The organism is Acinetobacter haemolyticus CIP 64.3 = MTCC 9819 (genome assembly GCF_000369065.1).
Taxonomy (GTDB): domain Bacteria; phylum Pseudomonadota; class Gammaproteobacteria; order Pseudomonadales; family Moraxellaceae; genus Acinetobacter; species Acinetobacter haemolyticus.
The window spans coordinates 192,118-210,226 of the sequence record NZ_KB849801.1; the positions used below are offsets into that span (position 1 = coordinate 192,118).

At 39.5% G+C, this 18,109-nt stretch carries 19 protein-coding genes and 1 other RNA gene; 7 read left to right on the forward strand and 13 right to left on the reverse strand.

Going from position 1 to position 18,109, the window contains the following annotated elements; all coding sequences use genetic code 11:
* Positions 1-22: 22 nt before the first annotated feature.
* The 8 genes from fdx to F927_RS06490 form a co-directional block, all read right to left on the reverse strand.
* The gene (gene fdx / locus F927_RS06455; RefSeq protein ID WP_004639436.1) at positions 23-361 is read right to left on the reverse strand and encodes an ISC system 2Fe-2S type ferredoxin; all 339 of its coding nucleotides are present in this window, start codon (positions 359-361) and stop codon (positions 23-25) included.
* Between the two features lie 17 nt (positions 362-378).
* A complete protein-coding gene (gene hscA / locus F927_RS06460; protein WP_005082691.1) occupies positions 379-2,238 on the reverse strand; it encodes a Fe-S protein assembly chaperone HscA in 1,860 nt (619 codons plus the stop codon).
* Between the two features lie 38 nt (positions 2,239-2,276).
* Positions 2,277-2,795, reverse strand: coding sequence for a Fe-S protein assembly co-chaperone HscB (gene hscB, locus F927_RS06465; protein ID WP_005082693.1), 519 nt, complete (start codon positions 2,793-2,795; stop codon positions 2,277-2,279).
* 149 nt (positions 2,796-2,944) lie between these two features.
* Positions 2,945-3,265 (reverse strand): iron-sulfur cluster assembly protein IscA, encoded by a 321-nt coding sequence (gene iscA / locus F927_RS06470; RefSeq protein ID WP_005082695.1) that lies wholly within the window; start codon positions 3,263-3,265, stop codon positions 2,945-2,947.
* Between the two features lie 29 nt (positions 3,266-3,294).
* Positions 3,295-3,681, reverse strand: coding sequence for a Fe-S cluster assembly scaffold IscU (iscU, locus tag F927_RS06475; protein WP_004639432.1), 387 nt, complete (start codon positions 3,679-3,681; stop codon positions 3,295-3,297).
* Between the two features lie 79 nt (positions 3,682-3,760).
* Positions 3,761-4,978, reverse strand: coding sequence for an IscS subfamily cysteine desulfurase (locus F927_RS06480; RefSeq protein WP_005082697.1), 1,218 nt, complete (start codon positions 4,976-4,978; stop codon positions 3,761-3,763).
* Position 4,979: 1 nt separating this feature from the next.
* Positions 4,980-5,453, reverse strand: a complete 474-nt coding sequence (locus F927_RS06485) for an Rrf2 family transcriptional regulator (RefSeq protein ID WP_004639430.1) — start codon at positions 5,451-5,453, stop codon at positions 4,980-4,982.
* Positions 5,454-5,561: 108 nt separating this feature from the next.
* Positions 5,562-6,209 (reverse strand): hypothetical protein, encoded by a 648-nt coding sequence (locus F927_RS06490; protein ID WP_005082699.1) that lies wholly within the window; start codon positions 6,207-6,209, stop codon positions 5,562-5,564.
* A 213-nt stretch (positions 6,210-6,422) separates the two neighbouring features.
* Between F927_RS06490 and F927_RS06495 the strand changes: the two genes are divergently transcribed.
* The 3 genes from F927_RS06495 to F927_RS06505 all read left to right on the forward strand — a co-directional run bounded on the left by F927_RS06495 (position 6,423) and on the right by F927_RS06505 (position 9,331).
* Complete coding sequence (locus tag F927_RS06495; protein WP_004639427.1) at positions 6,423-6,878, forward strand: phasin family protein; 456 nt, start codon at positions 6,423-6,425, stop codon at positions 6,876-6,878.
* A gap of 169 nt (positions 6,879-7,047) precedes the next feature.
* Positions 7,048-7,320: an HU family DNA-binding protein gene (locus F927_RS06500; RefSeq protein WP_004639426.1), complete on the forward strand. Its 273-nt coding sequence runs from the start codon at positions 7,048-7,050 to the stop codon at positions 7,318-7,320.
* 139 nt (positions 7,321-7,459) lie between these two features.
* On the forward strand, positions 7,460-9,331 hold the full coding sequence (locus F927_RS06505) for a SurA N-terminal domain-containing protein (RefSeq protein WP_005082700.1): 1,872 nt from the start codon (positions 7,460-7,462) through the stop codon (positions 9,329-9,331).
* 70 nt (positions 9,332-9,401) lie between these two features.
* On the opposite strand, the gene F927_RS06510 is transcribed toward F927_RS06505, so the two are convergent.
* Positions 9,402-10,202, reverse strand: coding sequence for a YbgF trimerization domain-containing protein (locus F927_RS06510; RefSeq protein WP_005082702.1), 801 nt, complete (start codon positions 10,200-10,202; stop codon positions 9,402-9,404).
* 328 nt (positions 10,203-10,530) lie between these two features.
* On the opposite strand from F927_RS06510, the gene ffs reads away from it, so the two are divergent.
* An RNA gene (gene ffs, locus F927_RS16800) (signal recognition particle sRNA small type) lies at positions 10,531-10,627 on the forward strand.
* Positions 10,628-10,641: 14 nt separating this feature from the next.
* Here the strand turns inward: ffs and F927_RS06515 are convergent.
* The 4 genes from F927_RS06515 to F927_RS06530 all read right to left on the reverse strand — a co-directional run bounded on the left by F927_RS06515 (position 10,642) and on the right by F927_RS06530 (position 13,563).
* Positions 10,642-11,124, reverse strand: coding sequence for a regulatory protein RecX (locus F927_RS06515; RefSeq protein WP_005082704.1), 483 nt, complete (start codon positions 11,122-11,124; stop codon positions 10,642-10,644).
* 110 nt (positions 11,125-11,234) lie between these two features.
* Positions 11,235-12,278 (reverse strand): recombinase RecA, encoded by a 1,044-nt coding sequence (recA, locus tag F927_RS06520; protein ID WP_005082706.1) that lies wholly within the window; start codon positions 12,276-12,278, stop codon positions 11,235-11,237.
* A gap of 171 nt (positions 12,279-12,449) precedes the next feature.
* A complete protein-coding gene (locus tag F927_RS06525) occupies positions 12,450-12,878 on the reverse strand; it encodes an RNA-binding S4 domain-containing protein (protein WP_005082709.1) in 429 nt (142 codons plus the stop codon).
* Positions 12,862-13,563: an HAD-IA family hydrolase gene (locus F927_RS06530; RefSeq protein ID WP_004639419.1), complete on the reverse strand. Its 702-nt coding sequence runs from the start codon at positions 13,561-13,563 to the stop codon at positions 12,862-12,864. Before F927_RS06530 ends, F927_RS06525 begins: the two co-directional genes overlap by 17 nt.
* A gap of 11 nt (positions 13,564-13,574) precedes the next feature.
* Here F927_RS06530 and F927_RS06535 point away from each other — a divergent pair, with 11 nt between their 5' ends.
* The 3 genes from F927_RS06535 (at position 13,575) to F927_RS06545 (ending at position 18,078) form a co-directional block, all read left to right on the forward strand.
* On the forward strand, positions 13,575-14,432 hold the full coding sequence (locus F927_RS06535; RefSeq protein WP_005082713.1) for a 3'(2'),5'-bisphosphate nucleotidase CysQ family protein: 858 nt from the start codon (positions 13,575-13,577) through the stop codon (positions 14,430-14,432).
* Between the two features lie 53 nt (positions 14,433-14,485).
* Positions 14,486-15,220, forward strand: coding sequence for a histidine phosphatase family protein (locus F927_RS06540; RefSeq protein ID WP_004639417.1), 735 nt, complete (start codon positions 14,486-14,488; stop codon positions 15,218-15,220).
* A 167-nt stretch (positions 15,221-15,387) separates the two neighbouring features.
* A complete protein-coding gene (locus F927_RS06545; protein ID WP_005082716.1) occupies positions 15,388-18,078 on the forward strand; it encodes a M66 family metalloprotease in 2,691 nt (896 codons plus the stop codon).
* Positions 18,079-18,109 lie beyond the last annotated feature (31 nt).

The window sequence follows — 18,109 nt, forward strand, 5'->3', positions numbered from 1 at the left end:
TTTTTTTATTTTTGAAAGTCAGTTAATGATTTTCAGAGGCATGATTGATGGTGTATTTAGGAATCTCAATCTCTAGATCTTCGTCAACCACTATAACTTGACATGATAGGCGAGAGTCGGGCTCAAGTCCCCATGCACGGTCAAGTAAATCAGCCTCAACGTCATTCATTTCTTCTAAGCTATCAAAGCCTTTACGAACAACTACATGGCATGTTGTGCAAGCACACGACATATCGCATGCATGTTCAATTTTGATGCCTTGCTTAAGTAAGCTTTGGCACAAATTAGCATCTTGTTCTACTTCAAATTCTGCACCTTCAGGGCAAATTTGTGCATGAGGAAGAACTTTAATACGTGGCATATTGATCACCTATACCTTTAGTTTGAGTTTGACCAATCTTCAAGTTTTGTACCTTTTAAGGCATGGTCAATATGTCGGTTCATGCGAAGTGCAGCAAAGGCATCGCTGTGAGTTTTAAGTTGCTGAACAGCGTGTTCAATCGCTTCGAGTTCATCTGTTTTTAGACGAGCTTTCAAGGCTTCTGCAGCAAGAATTAAATCACGCGCTTGCTGCTGGGAGAGTAAATCTTTATCTACCTTTAGGGCTTGTTCTAAGGCTTCAAGTTCACGCTGAGCTTCAACTTTGGTTTCTTGCAAATGGCGAAGATTTTTGTCTTCTTCAGCATGCTGGAAACCCTCTACTAACAATCGCTCCGTGTCAGCTGCGGATAAACCATAAGAGGGTTTTATATCAATCTGCGCTTGTACACCAGAAGTCGTTTCTTTTGCAGATACGGTGAGTAAACCATCAGCATCCACTTGGAAGGTAACTTCGATACGAGCTTGACCAGCAGTCATTGGAGGAATGCCATGTAACACAAAGCGTCCAAGAGAGCGACAATGCTCAACGAGATCTCGTTCGCCTTGTACAACATGAATCAACATGGCAGTTTGCCCATCTTGATATGTGGTAAATTCTTGACGTCGTGCAACAGGAATCGCTGTATTGCGAGAAATTAAACGCTCAACTAAACCACCCATTGTCTCTAATCCAAGAGAGAGAGGGGTCACATCTAGCAATAGTGAACCATCTTGACTATTACCAATCAATTGATTGGCAGTAATAGATGCACCGATTGCAACAACCTCATCTGGATTGATCGTACATAACGGTTCGCGTTTAAATAATTCACGTACTGAATTTTGTACAGCGTAAGAGCGAGTTGAACCACCAACTAACACAACATGTTCGATATCATCTAATTCAAGTTTGGCATCACGTAATACGCGTTTGCATACACTTGCGGTTTTATCGAGTGCAACTTGAATAATTGATTCAAAAGTTTGGCGATCTAAAGTTAGACGATCATCTAATAACTTTAATTCAGTTGATTCGTGATCCGTTAAATATTCTTTGGCTTGACGCGCAGCAACCACGAAAACAGCATATTCTTCATCACTTAGTGTCGTGATGTTGAGCTGTTTTTTTGCCCATTTTACGATTAAGCGATCAAGGTCATCACCGCCTAAGGCAGTGTGTCCGCCTGTCGCGAGAACTTCAAAAACACCTTGTGAAAAACGTAATATGGATACGTCAAATGTGCCACCACCTAAATCATAAATCACATAGTTTCGATCGGTACTTAGATTGGTTTCTTGATCAAGACCATAAGCGACTGCGGCGGCAGTTGGTTCATTGAGTAGGCGTAAAACATTCAATCCTGCAAGTTGTGCAGCATCGCGTGTTGCTTGACGTTGAGCTTCATCAAAATAAGCAGGAACAGTAATCACCGCACCATTTATGGGATTATTTAGACTCGCTTCTGCACGGTCTTTCAGTTGTTTTAAAATTTCAGCCGAAACTTCAACTGGTGTTTTTCGACCAGCAATAGTTTCAAAAGCAGGCATTTCATTTTCTGCACCAACAAGTGTGTATGGGTGCTGAAACTTAATATCAGCTTGCGAGCGACCCATAAAACGCTTTACAGAGACAACTGTGTTTTTGGGGTCAGTCAACATAAATGGTTTGGCTTCATAACCAAACGTAGTTGAGTCTTTCGCATAGTGAACAATAGACGGTAAAAGAACTCTGTCTTTGTCATCTTGTAGAACTTTCGGTTTTCCCGATAGCACTGTCGCCACTAAAGAGTGGGTTGTCCCTAAGTCGATACCGATCGCAATACGATGTTGATGCGGTGCGGTTGATTGACCAGGTTCAGCAATTTGCAAAAGTGCCATGCGTGAGATATCCCTTGAAAATAATCAGTAACAGCGGATTAAAAATCATCATCTAGATCAAAGCTTTCTTCTTCATCTAGCATACGATCTTCAGCTTTATCAATATCATTCATTACACGTTGGAAAAAACGTAATTTACGAACAGTATCTCGAGCTTCAGCCCAATCTTCATCGGCATAATCTAGTTTAAACTCTCGAATTAAGCCATCAATCCATTGCTGCACTTCGATTTTTAATGTCCGAAGTTGATCGGGCGATGCGGCTTCATCGAGTTGTTCGCGCATTTCAAGTGCTGACTGTAAGAACTCAAAATCACTAATGGACTGATCGAGGTGATGATCCTGCTTTTTTAAACTAAGCAAATATGCAGCGCGGCTATCAACCTGTGAAAGCACTTTATAGGCTTGATTGATGTCGCTAGACATAATCAAACCTTGATCTTTATCACTCGCTTTGTCTGGATGATATTGCTGTTGCAAACTTAAAAATTGCTTTTTTAAAGCTGCTAAATCGATATCGAGTGCTTCTGGTAATTGGAACAACTCAAAATGATTCATGGGAGATGAATTCCGTTTTAAATCCCTCTTAACCTTCTTTACAAAAAAGGAAGGGCTTCACAAATTAAATGATGCTATATCATTTGTGGAAGTCCCCCTGTAAAAGGGGGATTCAGAGAGATTTTTGACTTTAGATAAAAATTGAATGATTAAACAGTAAATGATTCACCGCAACCACATTCACCTTTTTGGTTTGGGTTGTTAAACTCAAAACCTTCGTTTAGACCATTTTTTACATAGTCCATCTCTAAACCTTCGAGATAAACTAGGCTTTTTGGGTCTACAAAAACTTTGACACCAAATTGCTCAAATACTTCATCATGTGTGTCGACATCATCGACAAACTCAAGAACGTAAGCCAATCCAGAACAACCCGAAGTTTTCACACCAACACGAATGCCTTCACCCTTACCACGATTTTGCAGGTAATTGCTGATGTGAGTCGCAGCATTTTCAGTTAAATGGATCATGAAAACTCCAATGTATCTTCGGTAATCAATTAAGCTTTCGCTTTTTTGCCACGATAGTCTTCAATCGCAGCCTTAATTGCATCTTCAGCCAATACTGAACAGTGAACTTTTACTGGTGGAAGCGCAAGCTCAGTTGCAATATCAATATTCTTGATTGCTTGAGCTTCATCAAGCGTCTTACCTTTTAACCATTCGGTTACAAGAGAGCTTGATGCAATTGCAGAACCACAGCCGTAAGTTTTGAAGCGAGCTTCTTCAATTACACCATTATCATCAACTTGAATCTGTAAACGCATAACGTCGCCACAAGCTGGTGCACCCACCATGCCAGTACCTACATTTTCTGCATTTTTATCCAAAACGCCTACATTACGAGGGTTTTCGTAATGATCAATTACTTTTTCACTATAAGCCATGTCGCTTCTCCAAACCTCGGGGTCAGCCTAATATTAATATGAGGGTTTAAACGCTATTTTCAATGAAGAATTCAATGAATTAGTGTTCAGCCCATTCAACTGTAGAAAGGTCAATACCTTCTTTATACATATCCCAAAGCGGAGAAAGTTCGCGTAGTTTCTCTACAGCAGCTTTGGTGATTGTTAACACGTGGTCAATATCTGCTTCAGTCGTGTATTTACCAAAACTAAAACGGATCGAGCTGTGCGCTAACTCATCAGACAAACCTAAAGCACGTAAAACGTATGATGGCTCTAAAGTTGCAGATGTACATGCTGAACCACTAGATACAGCAACATCTTTGAGTGCCATCATCAATGATTCACCTTCAACAAAGTTGAAGCTGACATTAAGATAGTTTGCAACGTTGTGAGTCGGGTGACCATTCAAGAACACTTGTTCAAGGTCCTGTAAGCCATTCCAAAGTTTGTCACGTAATTTGCGAATACGTTCTTGTTCTGCTTGCATCATTTTTCCAGCAAGCTCAAACGCTTCACCCATACCAACAATTTGATGAGTCGCTAAAGTACCAGAACGCATACCACGTTCATGACCGCCACCATGCATTTGCGCTTTTAAGCGAACACGAGGGTTGCGACGAACAAATAATGCACCAATTCCTTTCGGACCATAAATCTTATGACCAGAAAAACTCATTAAATCAACCTTCATCGTAGAAAGATCAATTTCTACTTTACCAGCAGCTTGAGCAGCGTCGACATGGAAGAAGGTTTTGTTTGCGCGGGTGAGTTCACCGATTGCAGCAACATCTGTTACTGTGCCAATTTCGTTGTTCACCATCATCAGTGATACAAGGATAGTATCTGGACGTAAAGCCGCTTGAACCATTTCTGGGGTAATTAAACCAGTACGTGGTTCTGGCTCTAAATAAGTAATCTCAAAGCCTTGTTCTTCAAGTTCACGGCAAGTATCTAACACTGCTTTGTGTTCGATTTTACTTGTAATGATGTGTTTGCCTTTAGAACCGTAGAATTGGGCAATACCTTTTAATGCTAGGTTATCCGATTCAGTCGCACCCGAAGTCCAAACGATCTCACGAGGATCTGCTTTGATAAGATTTGCGACTTGTTCACGCGCATATTCGGCTTTTTCTTCAGCTTGCCAGCCATATGCATGTGAGCGCGACGCAGGGTTACCAAAAGTCCCTTCGAACGTTAAACATTCCATCATACGTTCTGCAACTTCAGGCAGTACAGGAGTGGTTGCTGCGTAATCTAGATAAATTGGACGTTTCATGTCAAATACCTGTAACCGATAGAAGGGCTGAATCTAAACTTGGTGAGTTCTGACGTAACGCAACAGTTTGAACATTGTCACGCGCAATCAGGTCAGCAAGAGTGATTTTCGCAAGATAATCGGCAATATGGTGGGAGAGGTCTTGCCATAAGTCATGCGTTAAACACATTGCACCATTTTGGCAGTTACCTTTATGGTCACAACGCGTTGCATCGACAGTTTCATTTACGGCTTCTATGATTTCTAGCACAGTAATTTCACTTGCATTGCGTGCAAGGTGATATCCACCATTTGCACCGCGAACGCTTGAAACTAACCCGTGACGCTTAAGTTTTGCGAATAACTGTTCTAAATAAGCGACTGAGATGGATTGGCGTGCTGCTATTTCCGCAAGCGTGATCGTTTGTTCAGTTGGCTGCAAAGCTAAATCAAGTAGAGCAGTCACTGCGTAACGACCGCGAGTTGTTAGGCGCATGATTCGATACACATGAATAGACTAGATGTCTAAATTTTATGAATTCCGACTAAAATAGTCAAGTTTTTTAATTGCCATTATGCGTGTGAAAAGTAAAATATTTTGGAATTATTGTATCCACATATTATATACAAAAATGGCAACTAAAATAAAGCTTAGTGTCACAAAAGCAATATTGATCATACGTTGACGTTTTTGAAGTCGATGAATGCGATTTTGGTATTGCTTTACCTCAACCAATAACGTGTTGATTTCAGAGCGTTGTTGATCGATTTTTTCCAAAAGAGGAGCGATTCGATGTTGGGATGCGATGGTGTCAGCATCATCATCAAATGCATTAAACCATTGTCTCCAGTTCACCAAGATACTAGATAAGGTAAAGTGAGGAATGAGATCTGTGAATTGTTCGGCTAAAGTCGAATCTCCTAAAATACGAAGATTAGAAATACTTTTTTGATTATTTAGAACAAAAATTTTAATCAAATCGATCAGAGTGCAATTGATTTCAAGGTCAATTTTTCGATCCAAGGCTTTCATGTCAAACAGTAAACCTTTTTCCGTGAACTGAATGTAAAAGTCAAAGAAAGGAATATAGCTGTTAATTCGAATAGTAATTTTATCATCAATTAGCTTTTTCGCTTGCAAACGTAGCCCAGCATCATGCGTCAAGATGAAGGAAAAAAAAGTTTCTAAAACAATGATGACAATGTTTAGCAACAAATGCGGATGTTTATGTATTTGTTGCGTATCAATCATAAATCTCTTTTTCCTTGCCAAAAAATAAATAACAAAACATCAAGTCTAGTAAATCTTGAGTATCCTTACCCAATTGTTAAAAATAATTTACATGACTATATTGCTTTGTAGAACAGTTTTTTAAAACGATCAAGTCCTAACTTTGATATTATAAAAACATTTTTATGGTTAAATACGACATGCTGTTTGTAACGAGCTTAGGAGTGATGGTTCATGGATAATACAAATATAGACAATGCTAGTGAAGATACTGAAGCAAAAACTAAGTCAAAATCAAAGAGTTCTAAGAAATCTGCGCTCGATTTTAAAAAGTATACACAACAGATCTGGCTAGCTGGTTTAGGCGCTTTTTCGCGTGCAGAAGAAGAGGGCAACAAATTATTCGACTCTTTAGTCAAGGTGGGTGAGGAGCTTGAGTCTAAAACTGTCGATTTTGCAGATAATACTGTCGGTAAGGTAACCGAGAAAGCAAAAGAATCGGTGACAGATACCAAAGATAAGGTCGAAAAGATTTTAGATAGTGGTGTAAATCACTCGCTGAATCGTATTGGTTTGGTGACACCAAAAGATCTTCAACATATCGAACAACTGTTAGTACAGCTTCACATTAAGGTGGACGCTTTAATTGAAGAAAATGATCAATTGAAGGCTAAATTGAATAAAAAGTAAAAAAATTGCAAGTAACTCGTCCGTTTATGTCGTATTTCGGTATTTATTTTAATTAAAAAAGCCTTTCTAGTATTGCGTTCTCCCCTAAAGCATTGCTATAAAGGCTGCATGGCCTTTTAAACTATAGCCTTGGATCTTAACAAACGATATTAAGAGGATATTTTTTATCATGAATAAATCAGAATTAATTGATGCGATTGCTGAAAAAGGGGGAGTGTCTAAGTCGGATGCTGGTAAAGCACTCGATGCGACAATTGCATCAATCACTGAAGCACTTAAAAAGGGTGATACGGTTACTTTAGTTGGTTTTGGTACTTTTAGCGTAAAAGAACGTGCTGCACGTACTGGTCGTAATCCTAAAACTGGTGAAGAGCTTCAAATCAAAGCAAGCAAAGTACCTAGCTTTAAAGCTGGTAAGGGTTTAAAAGATTCGGTTGCGTAATCTTTCTAAATCAATAAACGCACCATTTTGGGTGCGTTTTTTATTTATCCAATGAAAAAGTTAATTTGATCTTCATTCGGCATTCATTCACTTTGTTTTTTAAGTTAAAATTGCCCCGAAATTAAATATTGGAATATTTATGGAATCATTTCGTACGGTCATTAAAGGTTGGCTTGGCAAAGTCCTGTTAGTTTTGTTTTTGACCCCTTTAGCTCTTGTCGGTATTGAAGGATATTTTAGCGGTGGCAATAAAGCAGATGTTGCCAAATCGGTAAATGGTCAAGATATTTCTAATAAAGAATTAGAAAGTGCAATCAAGAATTATAAAGATCAATATTTGGCCTTGGTTCAAGGTGATGAGTCATTGTTGAATCTGTCAGCGATTCAAGAAAGAGCGATGGATGCACTTGTGGCACGTAGCTTATTGTCTCAGCAGGCTGAAAAACTGGGTATCTCTTTGAGTGATGCGCAACTTGAACAGATGTTGGCGCAGCAACCAAGCTTTCAGCAAAATGGACAATTCTCGCAACAGCTTTATGAGAACTATCTACGCTCAGTTGGTTTAACGAATCAGGCACTCATCTCGAGTTTGCGTCAAGATCATGCTCTTAAAATGATCTCATCGAGTCTGATGGACAATGCATTGGTAAGTAAGTCTGATTTACAGCAACTTGCTAATTTGCAAACAGAGCAACGTACATTGCACTTGGCAAGCATCAAGCTAGATGATTATAAAAAGGGTGTTACAGCATCAACTCAAGAAATCACTGACTACTACAACAAGCATAAAAATGAATTCAAGCAAGTTGCAAGTGTTGATGTGGATTATGTGGTTTTAAGCCCAGCATTATTAGAACAAGCTAATTTAGCTGTTACTGATGCAGACTTACAACAGGCTTATGCAGCGTTTGTAGAAAAACAGCAGCAAAGTGTGAATCGTGAAGTGAAGCATATCTTAGTAACGACGGATGAGCGTGATGATGCTGCAGCACAGAAATTGATTAATGATGTTTACGCGAAAATTCAATCGGGTATGACATTTGCTCAAGCTGCAAGCCAATATTCGGAAGATCCGAGTTCTAAAAATCAAGGTGGTTTGGTAAGTGCTTATGCGCCTGGAGCTTTCTCTGCTGATTTTGATAATGCTGTAAACACTTTAAAAAATGGTCAGGTTTCTAAGCCTGTAAAAACGCAGTATGGTTATCACATTATTGAAGTGCAGGTACCAACAGTAAATATTCCGTCATTTGAATCAGAAAAAGCACGTCTAACTGCTGAAGTTGAGAAAACTAAAGCCGCAAATCTGTTTAGTGATACGGTCAACAACTTAAACGAAATGGTTGTGGGGAGTGATTCACTAGAGGTTGTTGCACAAGAAGTCAAAGCTGCACATGTTGAATCTGCAAAAGCGATTACTTTGGCAACACAACATCCTATCTTGAGTGATTTGAATGTCAAAGTGAAACTATTCAGTGATGATGTGAAAAATGGTGATCGTAATGCATCATCAAATATTCAATTGGCGAATGGTGATTCAATCTGGATTAAAGTTCGTGATTATCACCCAGCAGGAATTAAACCATTATCTGAAGTGACTACTGAAGTTAAAGCGAAGGTAGTAGAACAGAAAGCCTATAAAGCTGCTCAGGCAAAAATGGCATCTATCCTTGCTGATTTCAAAACTCAACCTGCTGCACAAGTTGTTGCGAAGTCACAAGTCAATTTTGAGAATGCAGGTACTTTTGCTCGCTCACATGGTTTAAAGCGTGCGATTGAACGTGCTGCATTTAGCATTCCTGCGCCAAGTAAGGAAGGGATGTGGTCTGCAACAACGGCGAAATTGCCAAATGAACTCGTTATCGTTGCTGTTTCAAATGTAGACAGTAGTGTGGCGAGTAGCTTGCCAGAAAAAGAGTTGTTGGAATTAAAACAGTTGTATCAACAATTCCGTGGTCAGCAGGTTCTAGAAGACTACACGGCATATTTAAAATCTCAAGCCGACATCAAGTAAGCTTGATTTGATCGCGATAAAAAAGCCAGTTCAATGAACTGGCTTTTTTATGACTACTGTGCTCGAGTTTTTATTTTTTCTGAATAAACTTTGCTTCTTCAGATTGAGGGTATTGAGCTAGTAGCTTGGTTCTGTATTGGTTAGCTTGCGCTGTATTTTTATCGACTTCCTTTGCAATGCTGTAGAGCTGATATAAGGCACGAGATGCGCGAGCTGAGTTTGGGTATTGATTCACAACAGTCGTGTAATTTTGTTTTGCTGCTGTGTAATTTACGGGTTCTACTGCGAGGTAAAATTCTGCAAGCCAGAAGTATGCATTACCGATATAAATACCATTTGGGTGGTTTTTGATAAAGTTCTGCATCGGTTGGATAGCTTGTTTTGCACCGCCTTGTTTATAAGCATCTAACGCGACAGTGTACGCAGCTTTCTCTAGCTCGATTTGGTTGTTCACATTCATATTGGATGCAGCAGGGCTTGGCTGCGATTGTGCTGTCGTAGCTGTGCTTGTATTATTTGAAAGTGGCTGTGAAGCATCAATTGGCTCTTCAGTATTTTCTTCTGGTGGATCAATTTTCTGAGACAGCAGCTCTAAGCGTTGATCTAAATCAGTATAGCGGTTGGTAAGTTCTTTTTTTAATTGCTCAATTGCGTTGTCATGCTCTTCTAATTGACCACGTAATTTACGTACTTCTTCTTCAAGACGTTGATTTTTTTGGATGAGTTCCCAGTTTAAATTAGAGCCGACATTTGTGGTATTACTGCTGCTGGCAGTCTGCTGGCTAAGTGCACGAGATTCAATTGGAATATTGGCATATACATATGCACTGCTGAGTAACGCAACAAAGAGTACAGAATGCTTTTTTAGCATGAAAATCTATCCATTCAGTTGAAAATTAAAGCTGTGAGTGAATCAGTCTCCACTTTTTTACAGACTAGCACACAGCAAATATGCATTTTGATTTAGTCATTAAAACAGCAACTCATTTAAATGCAATAAGCATTTACAATCTTCAAGCACTTTTGAAGAGAATTGCTTGGTTGTTGTTTAATCTTTGTACATTATTAAAGCTTACTAAATGAAAGCTTTAACTTATTGTTGAGTAATTAGGCAGTTGAACGGAAAACTCACTGAAAAACAGAGACAAGTCTTGCAACTCAAGTAAAAATCTCTATACTTTGTCAGGCAATGGTAGCCCTGCTGGTAGCTTCGCAATTGTACTCTATGAACCCCGCCAGGACCGGAAGGTAGCAACGGTAGTAGAACTATGATGTGCCGAAATCTTGCTAGTAGGGTTGCCACCAATTATTTATTCTTCTTCGCTCGTTCGAGCAATTGCTTTTAAAATTACCCCCATATCAAAACCGCGATATTGTAAAAATCGAATTTGTTTTGCTTTGAGTTTTGGGTCTTTTGTAACGTCTTCACCAAATTTTTTTACTTTAAGTTGGTAGGCTTGATCTAGCCAATCCACTTCTTCAAGTTCTTCTGCTATTAATTCTGCATCTAGCTGTTTCGCCTTAAGTGCTTGTTTAATGCGTTGTAAGCCTTTTCCTTTACGAATTTGGCTTGATAGGGTTAAAGCTGCGACACGTTGATCACTCTGATAATTTTTTTCTGCTAGCTCTGTTACTAAAATTGCAACTTCATTTGGATCAATTGCATATTGATTTAGCTTTTCGGTTAATTCTGCTTGTGAGTAATCTCGACGTGTCAATAATGCAAAGGCATATGACCTGAGTCTTTGACCTGTGAGTGTTTTCGGTTTGTCATTTTTTGTCGTGCTAAACATGGCTATTAATTCAAAGGTATTTATTTACGGCTATTCGTGATTTATGCTGAGGCAGATTACCTTGGGTTTAAATGATAGACGAAAAGAAAACGCCCCGAAGGGCGTCTAGTTTAGCTTTCTAGAAGATCTAGCTCATCTTCTTCCACTGCTGCGGCTTCGTTGCTGTTCTTTGTTAGAAGCTGTTCACGAATAAGCTTTTCAATTTCTTGTGCCATTTGTGGGTTTTCTTCAAAATGGCGGATGACATTATTCTTACCTTGACCGATTTTATTGCCTTGATAAGAGTACCAAGCACCTGCTTTTTGAACGATATCTTGTTGAACTGCGAGATCAACCAGTTCACCTAGTTGATTTGTACCTCTACCATACATGATCTGGAACACTGCTTCTTTGAAAGGCGGTGCCATTTTATTTTTAACAACTTTAACGCGAGTTTCATTACCGGTGATTTCATCACCTTCTTTCACTGCACCGATACGGCGGATGTCTAAGCGTACAGATGCATAGAATTTAAGTGCATTACCACCAGTCGTTGTTTCAGGGCTACCAAACATAACGCCAATCTTCATACGGATTTGGTTAATGAAGATCACCATACAGTTTGAGCGCTTCGCATTACCGGTGATTTTACGCAATGCCTGACTCATCAAACGTGCTTGTAAGCCCATATGTGAATCGCCCATTTCGCCTTCAATTTCCGCTTTAGGGGTGAGGGCTGCAACGGAGTCGACAACGATAAGATCAATTGCGCCAGAACGAACCAGCATATCCGCAATCTCTAATGCTTGTTCACCGTTGTCAGGTTGTGAAACCAACAAGTTGTCAATATCTACGCCTAATTTACGCGCATATTCAGGGTCTAAGGCATGCTCTGCATCGATAAATGCACATGTACCACCAGTTTTTTGGCATTGAGCAATGGCTTGCAAAGTCATTGTGGTTTTACCAGAAGATTCTGGTCCATAGATTTCAATGATACGCCCTTTGGGTAAACCACCAATACCAAGCGCAATATCAAGTGTTAGAGAACCCGTTGATACAGCTTCAACTGCTTGTACGGTATTATCACCTAAGCGCATTACTGTGTTTTTACCAAATTGTTTTTCAATTTGGCTTAAAGCGGCTTGTAACGCTTTACTTTTATTATCATCCATCTCAAAACCTCAAAACTTTATATTCTTAACGACTAACCCAAGTGGATGTACTGAATCTCAACTTGTTGGGACTTGGGTATAGTGGCAGATTCTCGTTATTAATTCCACATCTGATCTATGTCAGTACGACACAAAATGACGCGCCCAAATTGAGAAAATCTCAATCCCATCTTATTCATCATGATAAGACCATGACTGAGCATTTCCATGTTTAAAACGATTGATATCACGACGATCTTTTTTACTTGGTCGGTGATCTGGTCGCGCTAGATTATGCAGCTTCCGCTGTGATGCATGCAACTCTCGGCGCTCAATACTTTCTGTTGTTTCTTCATAAAGCTGTTGTGCGATTGGGGCTCCACCACGAACGGATGAAAGTGCTTTGACTACTACGGTTTTTTTATCAAAACCTTGCTGGATGGTAAGCTGCATGCCAATACGTACATCGCGAGAAACTTTTACGCGTTCATTATTGTGATGTACCTTACCACCTTCGATAGCTGCTTTGGCGATAGAGCGTGTTTTAAAAAAACGTGCTGCCCAAAGCCATTTATCAATTCGCATGGCATCCATGCTTTCTGCTTCATGCTGTTTTGGCATCTGTTACCTGTGTGTCGGGTTCAAGATAATCAAGGAGTTCTGTGAGATGATCGAGAGCAAGATATTCTAGTTCTGTCGCGATGCGAGCGGGTTTACTGCTCGAGGGTTGTAAAATGCTATATAACTGTGTGATTCCAAATTTCTCAGCACCTCTTAATACAGCAACTGTATCATCAACAAAGACGGCATTTACTGGATCAAATGCGTGTCGCTGTTGTAGGGCTTTCCAGAAATTGACATCTTCTTTTGCAAAACCCAATTCTTCACTACTGATCATCACTTCAAAATAAGGGCTGAGTGCTACATTTTCAAGTTTCAGTTGTAAACCAGCTTGATCTGCATTGGTTAAAAGCCAACAACGATAGCCTTGAGCATTGAGCTGTTCTAATAACTCATGGCAACCAGAACGTGCTTTAATTTTTTCTTGATGTTCATACTGTAGTTGCAACGTGTCGACACCAACTTTGGTCGTCCAGTACGCCGAAGAATACCAAGATAGTGTATGCTTATGCTGTTGGTAAAATTGAAATAGTGTTTGTTGACTTTGTGCCAGACTACATTGATGGACTTGCGCATGTCGTTCAGGCAAACAATCGTTCCAGATAAAATCATCAAAAGCTAAATCAAGTAATGTGCCATCCATGTCAAACATGATGATTGGCTGCTGTAAATCTGAATATGACATAAGGTTAATCTATGTTTGTTAAAACGCTTGCCCCACAAGACAACTTTATTTTGCAACTTGTCCCTGTTATGGCGCAGGCTAGTCAAATATTACTGGAAGAATATCAAAATTATTGTGCGGGTGGTGAGTTTAATATTCAGGAAAAAATAGATGATTCACCAGTGACACAAGCTGATTTAAAGGTAAATCGTTTTATAATCAAGAAACTTGCCGAACTAACGCCTGATTTGCCAGTATTATCAGAAGAAAGCGATTACTCAGCACGTAAAGACTGGGAACGCTGTTGGATGCTTGATCCACTGGATGGGACAAAAGAGTTTATTCATGAACGTGATGAGTTTACGATCAATTTAAGTTTGATTGAAAACCATGAAACGACATTTGCTATTATTGCAGTGCCATGTGAACAAGTCATGTATATCGGCTATCGATCACAATTACCCTATAAGTATAGTTTTAGTAGACAAGAATGGTTTCAGTATCAGGTGGAATCACATTCATTAACGACACCCGTACAAATCGGTTTGAGTCACAATAGCAAAAACCCTAAATATAAAAATTTTATTGAACCGATTTTACTGCACCGAGAAGTTACGCGACGTGAAGCTGGCAGTGCCTATAAATTTTGTATGATGCTTGAAGGCGAGATTGATATATATCCACGATTTCATCCAACCTCAGAATGGGATACCAGTTCAGGACAAGCATTTTTGGAAAGTATTGGAGGTGGTTTGATGACATTAGAAGGAAAACCATTTCAATACAATCAGCGTGAAACAGTATTAAACAATGGCTTCATTGCATTTAGAGATCAAGACTATAAAACAATTGCTTATGATGCATTGCGCCTGTCAGGTATTTTAGATTGAGTGTTATGCTGCTCATGGTATAGTGAGTTAAGTTCTCATTTAAACGATTGAATATGGCCTTGCACTTATTACCCAAAAGCATGTTTGAAGCGATTGATTTACTTCCAGAAGCTTCGACGCCTGTAACGCTATTTACGCGTCATTCTTTGCGTGAATTGGTGAATGGGAAGGGTTTGGCTGGCTACGATTTGCAATTGACTGAACAAGGGCGTGAACTTGCCTATGCTTGGGGGCAATATTTAATTAAGAATACGGATCGAGCGATTCAACATTGCATCTCAAGTCCTATTCAACGATGCGTGGATACAGCTGCTTTGATGATCGAAGGGGCAGATGTAGTTCATAAGTTAGTAAATACGCATACGATAGAGATAGTTGAGCAGCGTTTATTAGTCGAACCAGGTAGTTTTGTGCTTGATATACAGCAAGCAGCTCCTTATTTTCGTAAACAAGGGGCATTAGGTTTTATCAATAGCTTTGTGAATAACGCCTTGCCTGGCATGAAGCACCCAATCACAGGTGTTTTTGACGTGTTGGAGTTGCTATATCACACTCATCCTACACATCAGCATGGTTTAAGTTTAGCCGTCAGTCATGACACCATACTTGCAGCGATTATTGCAGTAATCTCAGGCAAGAATCAAATTGAGCAAGCGGATTGGCCAGATATGATGGAAGGTTTATTCGTGTGGTTTGAGGGGGAGGATTTCGCAAATAGCAAACTTAAATGGATTTGGCGTGGTCAGAGAGAAGAGTTGCTGATTAAGCATTTTCATGATCCTTCATAATCAATAAAACTATCATTTTAGAAATTAGTTTTCCTTAGTTTTTATTAAATTTCCCCTGTGGTTTGTTTTAGGTTATATTGTTATAACTATATGATTTTTATAAATTAACTAAATCACATAATTTGTTTTTAACGATAAGTTATCGTGTTTATATTTGGGGAAATGTGATGCAATTACGCCTAAAGTATTTAGCTGTTTGTCTGCTGCCTGCTACTTTATTTGCCTGTGGTGGGGGTGGAGGGGACGCAGGTGACAAAAATAAAAGTGAAAATACCACCATACCTCCTGTTATAAATAAATACCCTGAACCAACGAAAGATGTGGTCGATGATTCTATTATTGGGTTCTACGATTATGATAAATCTGAACAAACACGCGTATTAAGAAATGATTTAAATGGAGATTTCATGGCGATGGTGCAATTTGCACAAAGTCATGTGGTGAATCCAAAAAATAATGAAAAAGATTGGATGCCGAGACTTACAGCTGAAAAAGAAGCTCTTTTATTGGTTACACCTCTGGCTGATATGGGTGACATTCAAGCTTTACAAGCAGAGATTTATGATGGTCAGAAACGTTTAAGAACGATAGATTTAATTGAGCCGACACGAATTCCAGCATCAGATCAATCTAACGCCGATGGCCGCCCAAAGGTAAGCTATTCAAAACGAGCATGGAGTGCAGCATTAAACTGGGATGAAATTCGAGCAGGTTTAAACATCCGAATTATAGATCCTACGAATAATCGTGTTGGTGATTTGCCGGCAGAAAATATTGATTTTGCTGTACCTGGCGAATTGGTGCTTCATAACATTCGACTGGGATTGCTCACTGAGCCACCTAAATCAACAGGTCACTATATGTTATTAGAACCTGCAAAAGCGGGGACGGACTATTTTCAAACGATTCCAGCTGCACGTATGGTGGTCGCGAAGTATGATGATTTAAAGCTAGATAAAGTAATGGTTGCTAGTGGCATTATTTACGATGCAGCTAGCGACACTACGGGTGACGTATATAGTGGTGATATGCGTGAAAATACAGCAAAATCTACTTTTGGTGTTGGTATTAATCTCGCTAACTGGGGGATTACCAGTGCATCTATGGCAAGCCAAGAACAACCACAACTTACGCAAAGCGTTGTTGCTCACCATGCTCGTGGTAAATATAGCAATGGTGATGTCACACACGGTTTGAGTGGTGGAAACGGTATGCTGACTTTGATTGATTCGATTGGTAACGAATTTAGTCATGAAATTGGACATCACTATGGCTTGGGGCATTATCCGGGTTCTGTAGGAGACAATATGTTTTGGGCAGCGCATCATGCGGATAGTGGTTGGGGGTATATTGCTTTTCGAAATAAGATGCGTGGTAACTTAAATTGGACGTCGACTAAATTATCTGATGGTAAAAATAGTGTACCTAACTTCTTGAATCAATATGCTTATGGTTGGGATGCAATGTCAGGTGGTGGTAGTGCAAGTAGTATCTCAAAATATACGCACTATACTGGTTATAGTACCTATTCAAAGATTCAACCTGCTTTTGATCGTCATGTTTGGGATGAGTCCTCTCCAACAGGTTATAAAAAATGGAATACGATAACTCGACAAATGGAAGTATCACAGCCCAAAGTGCCTTCTTCGAAAAATGTTTGGTATAACAGCACGGATGGGAACTATTTGAAACCACGGTTGTTTGGTGTTCCTGTTTATACGATCTTAGGGGGGTATGATCCGGTCAATCAGGTAGGATTGATTTATCCTGCGGCTAAAGGTAATTGGGGAAATGTATTTAACTTATCTCAAGTTGATACAAATGCTAAGTCGGCAAATTGTTGGCTTAATATTCAATTTCCTAAAAGTTCTCAGAATATAGCTTTAGCGCCACAGCGCGTAAATGCTGGAAGTAATGCAAATAAATTCCACATTAATCTTGCACAAGCTGATGCACCTCAAACTGTGAATTTGTATTGTAGAAAAGCAAATGAAGATGCAACACTACTATCAAGTATTACAATACCCGCATATGAGGTAGTATCAGATCCGTATGTGGAAATTGGCAAACAAGCTGGTTATTCGGCGCTTAGGGCAATTGAGTTACCACGGCTTGAACAGGCTTTGCTTGCCAATAAAGGTCGAGTGGTGATGACGCTTTCGGCTGAGTCAAAGTTATTGCTAGAAACCTATCAATCATTTATAGGGCAATTGTCTGCTGACGCTCAGAAGGAAATGCTTCGTTATAATCAGCAGCAAGAAAAAATGTATCGCTTGAATCGCTGGATGAATGTTTATTCTTCAGATTTGCATAAGACTGAACCTGAGGCTGTACAGGCCTTCAATGCATTTGTTGAGAAACTTGGCTTAACCAATGATTTAGAACTCGGTTCTGCGACTCCATTGATGAATAGAACCCATTGCCTTAAAGCTGAGCAATTAGAAAGTGGCGTCTTAAATACTTATATAAGTGGTGCAGTTGGCTGTTCAGGGGATGATTCTGAAAAATGGATCTATGATGCCAATGGCAAAATTCATAATAAGAAATATATAGGCCAATGTTTAACTACTGGTGCGGGTAATGTTGTTAATTTATTGCCATGCGGTAATTTAGCAAATCAGATTTGGACAGTTGATCCTGCTGCACAGGCCATCAAACAATCCAACCAATGTTTCGATTTGGAAGGTGGTTATTTGACCAATAATCGAGCACGTCTGATTCGCTATGCTTGTACGGGAGGTAGCAATCAAAAGTGGACGATTCCATTGGTCAACAATAGCTTAATACTTGCAGAGTTAACTGCAAAAAATTTAGTGTTAGCGGAACCGTTGTTAAGAAAAGATGGATTAAAAAAATAGAAGTTTTTTATCCATCTTTGGATGAATCATA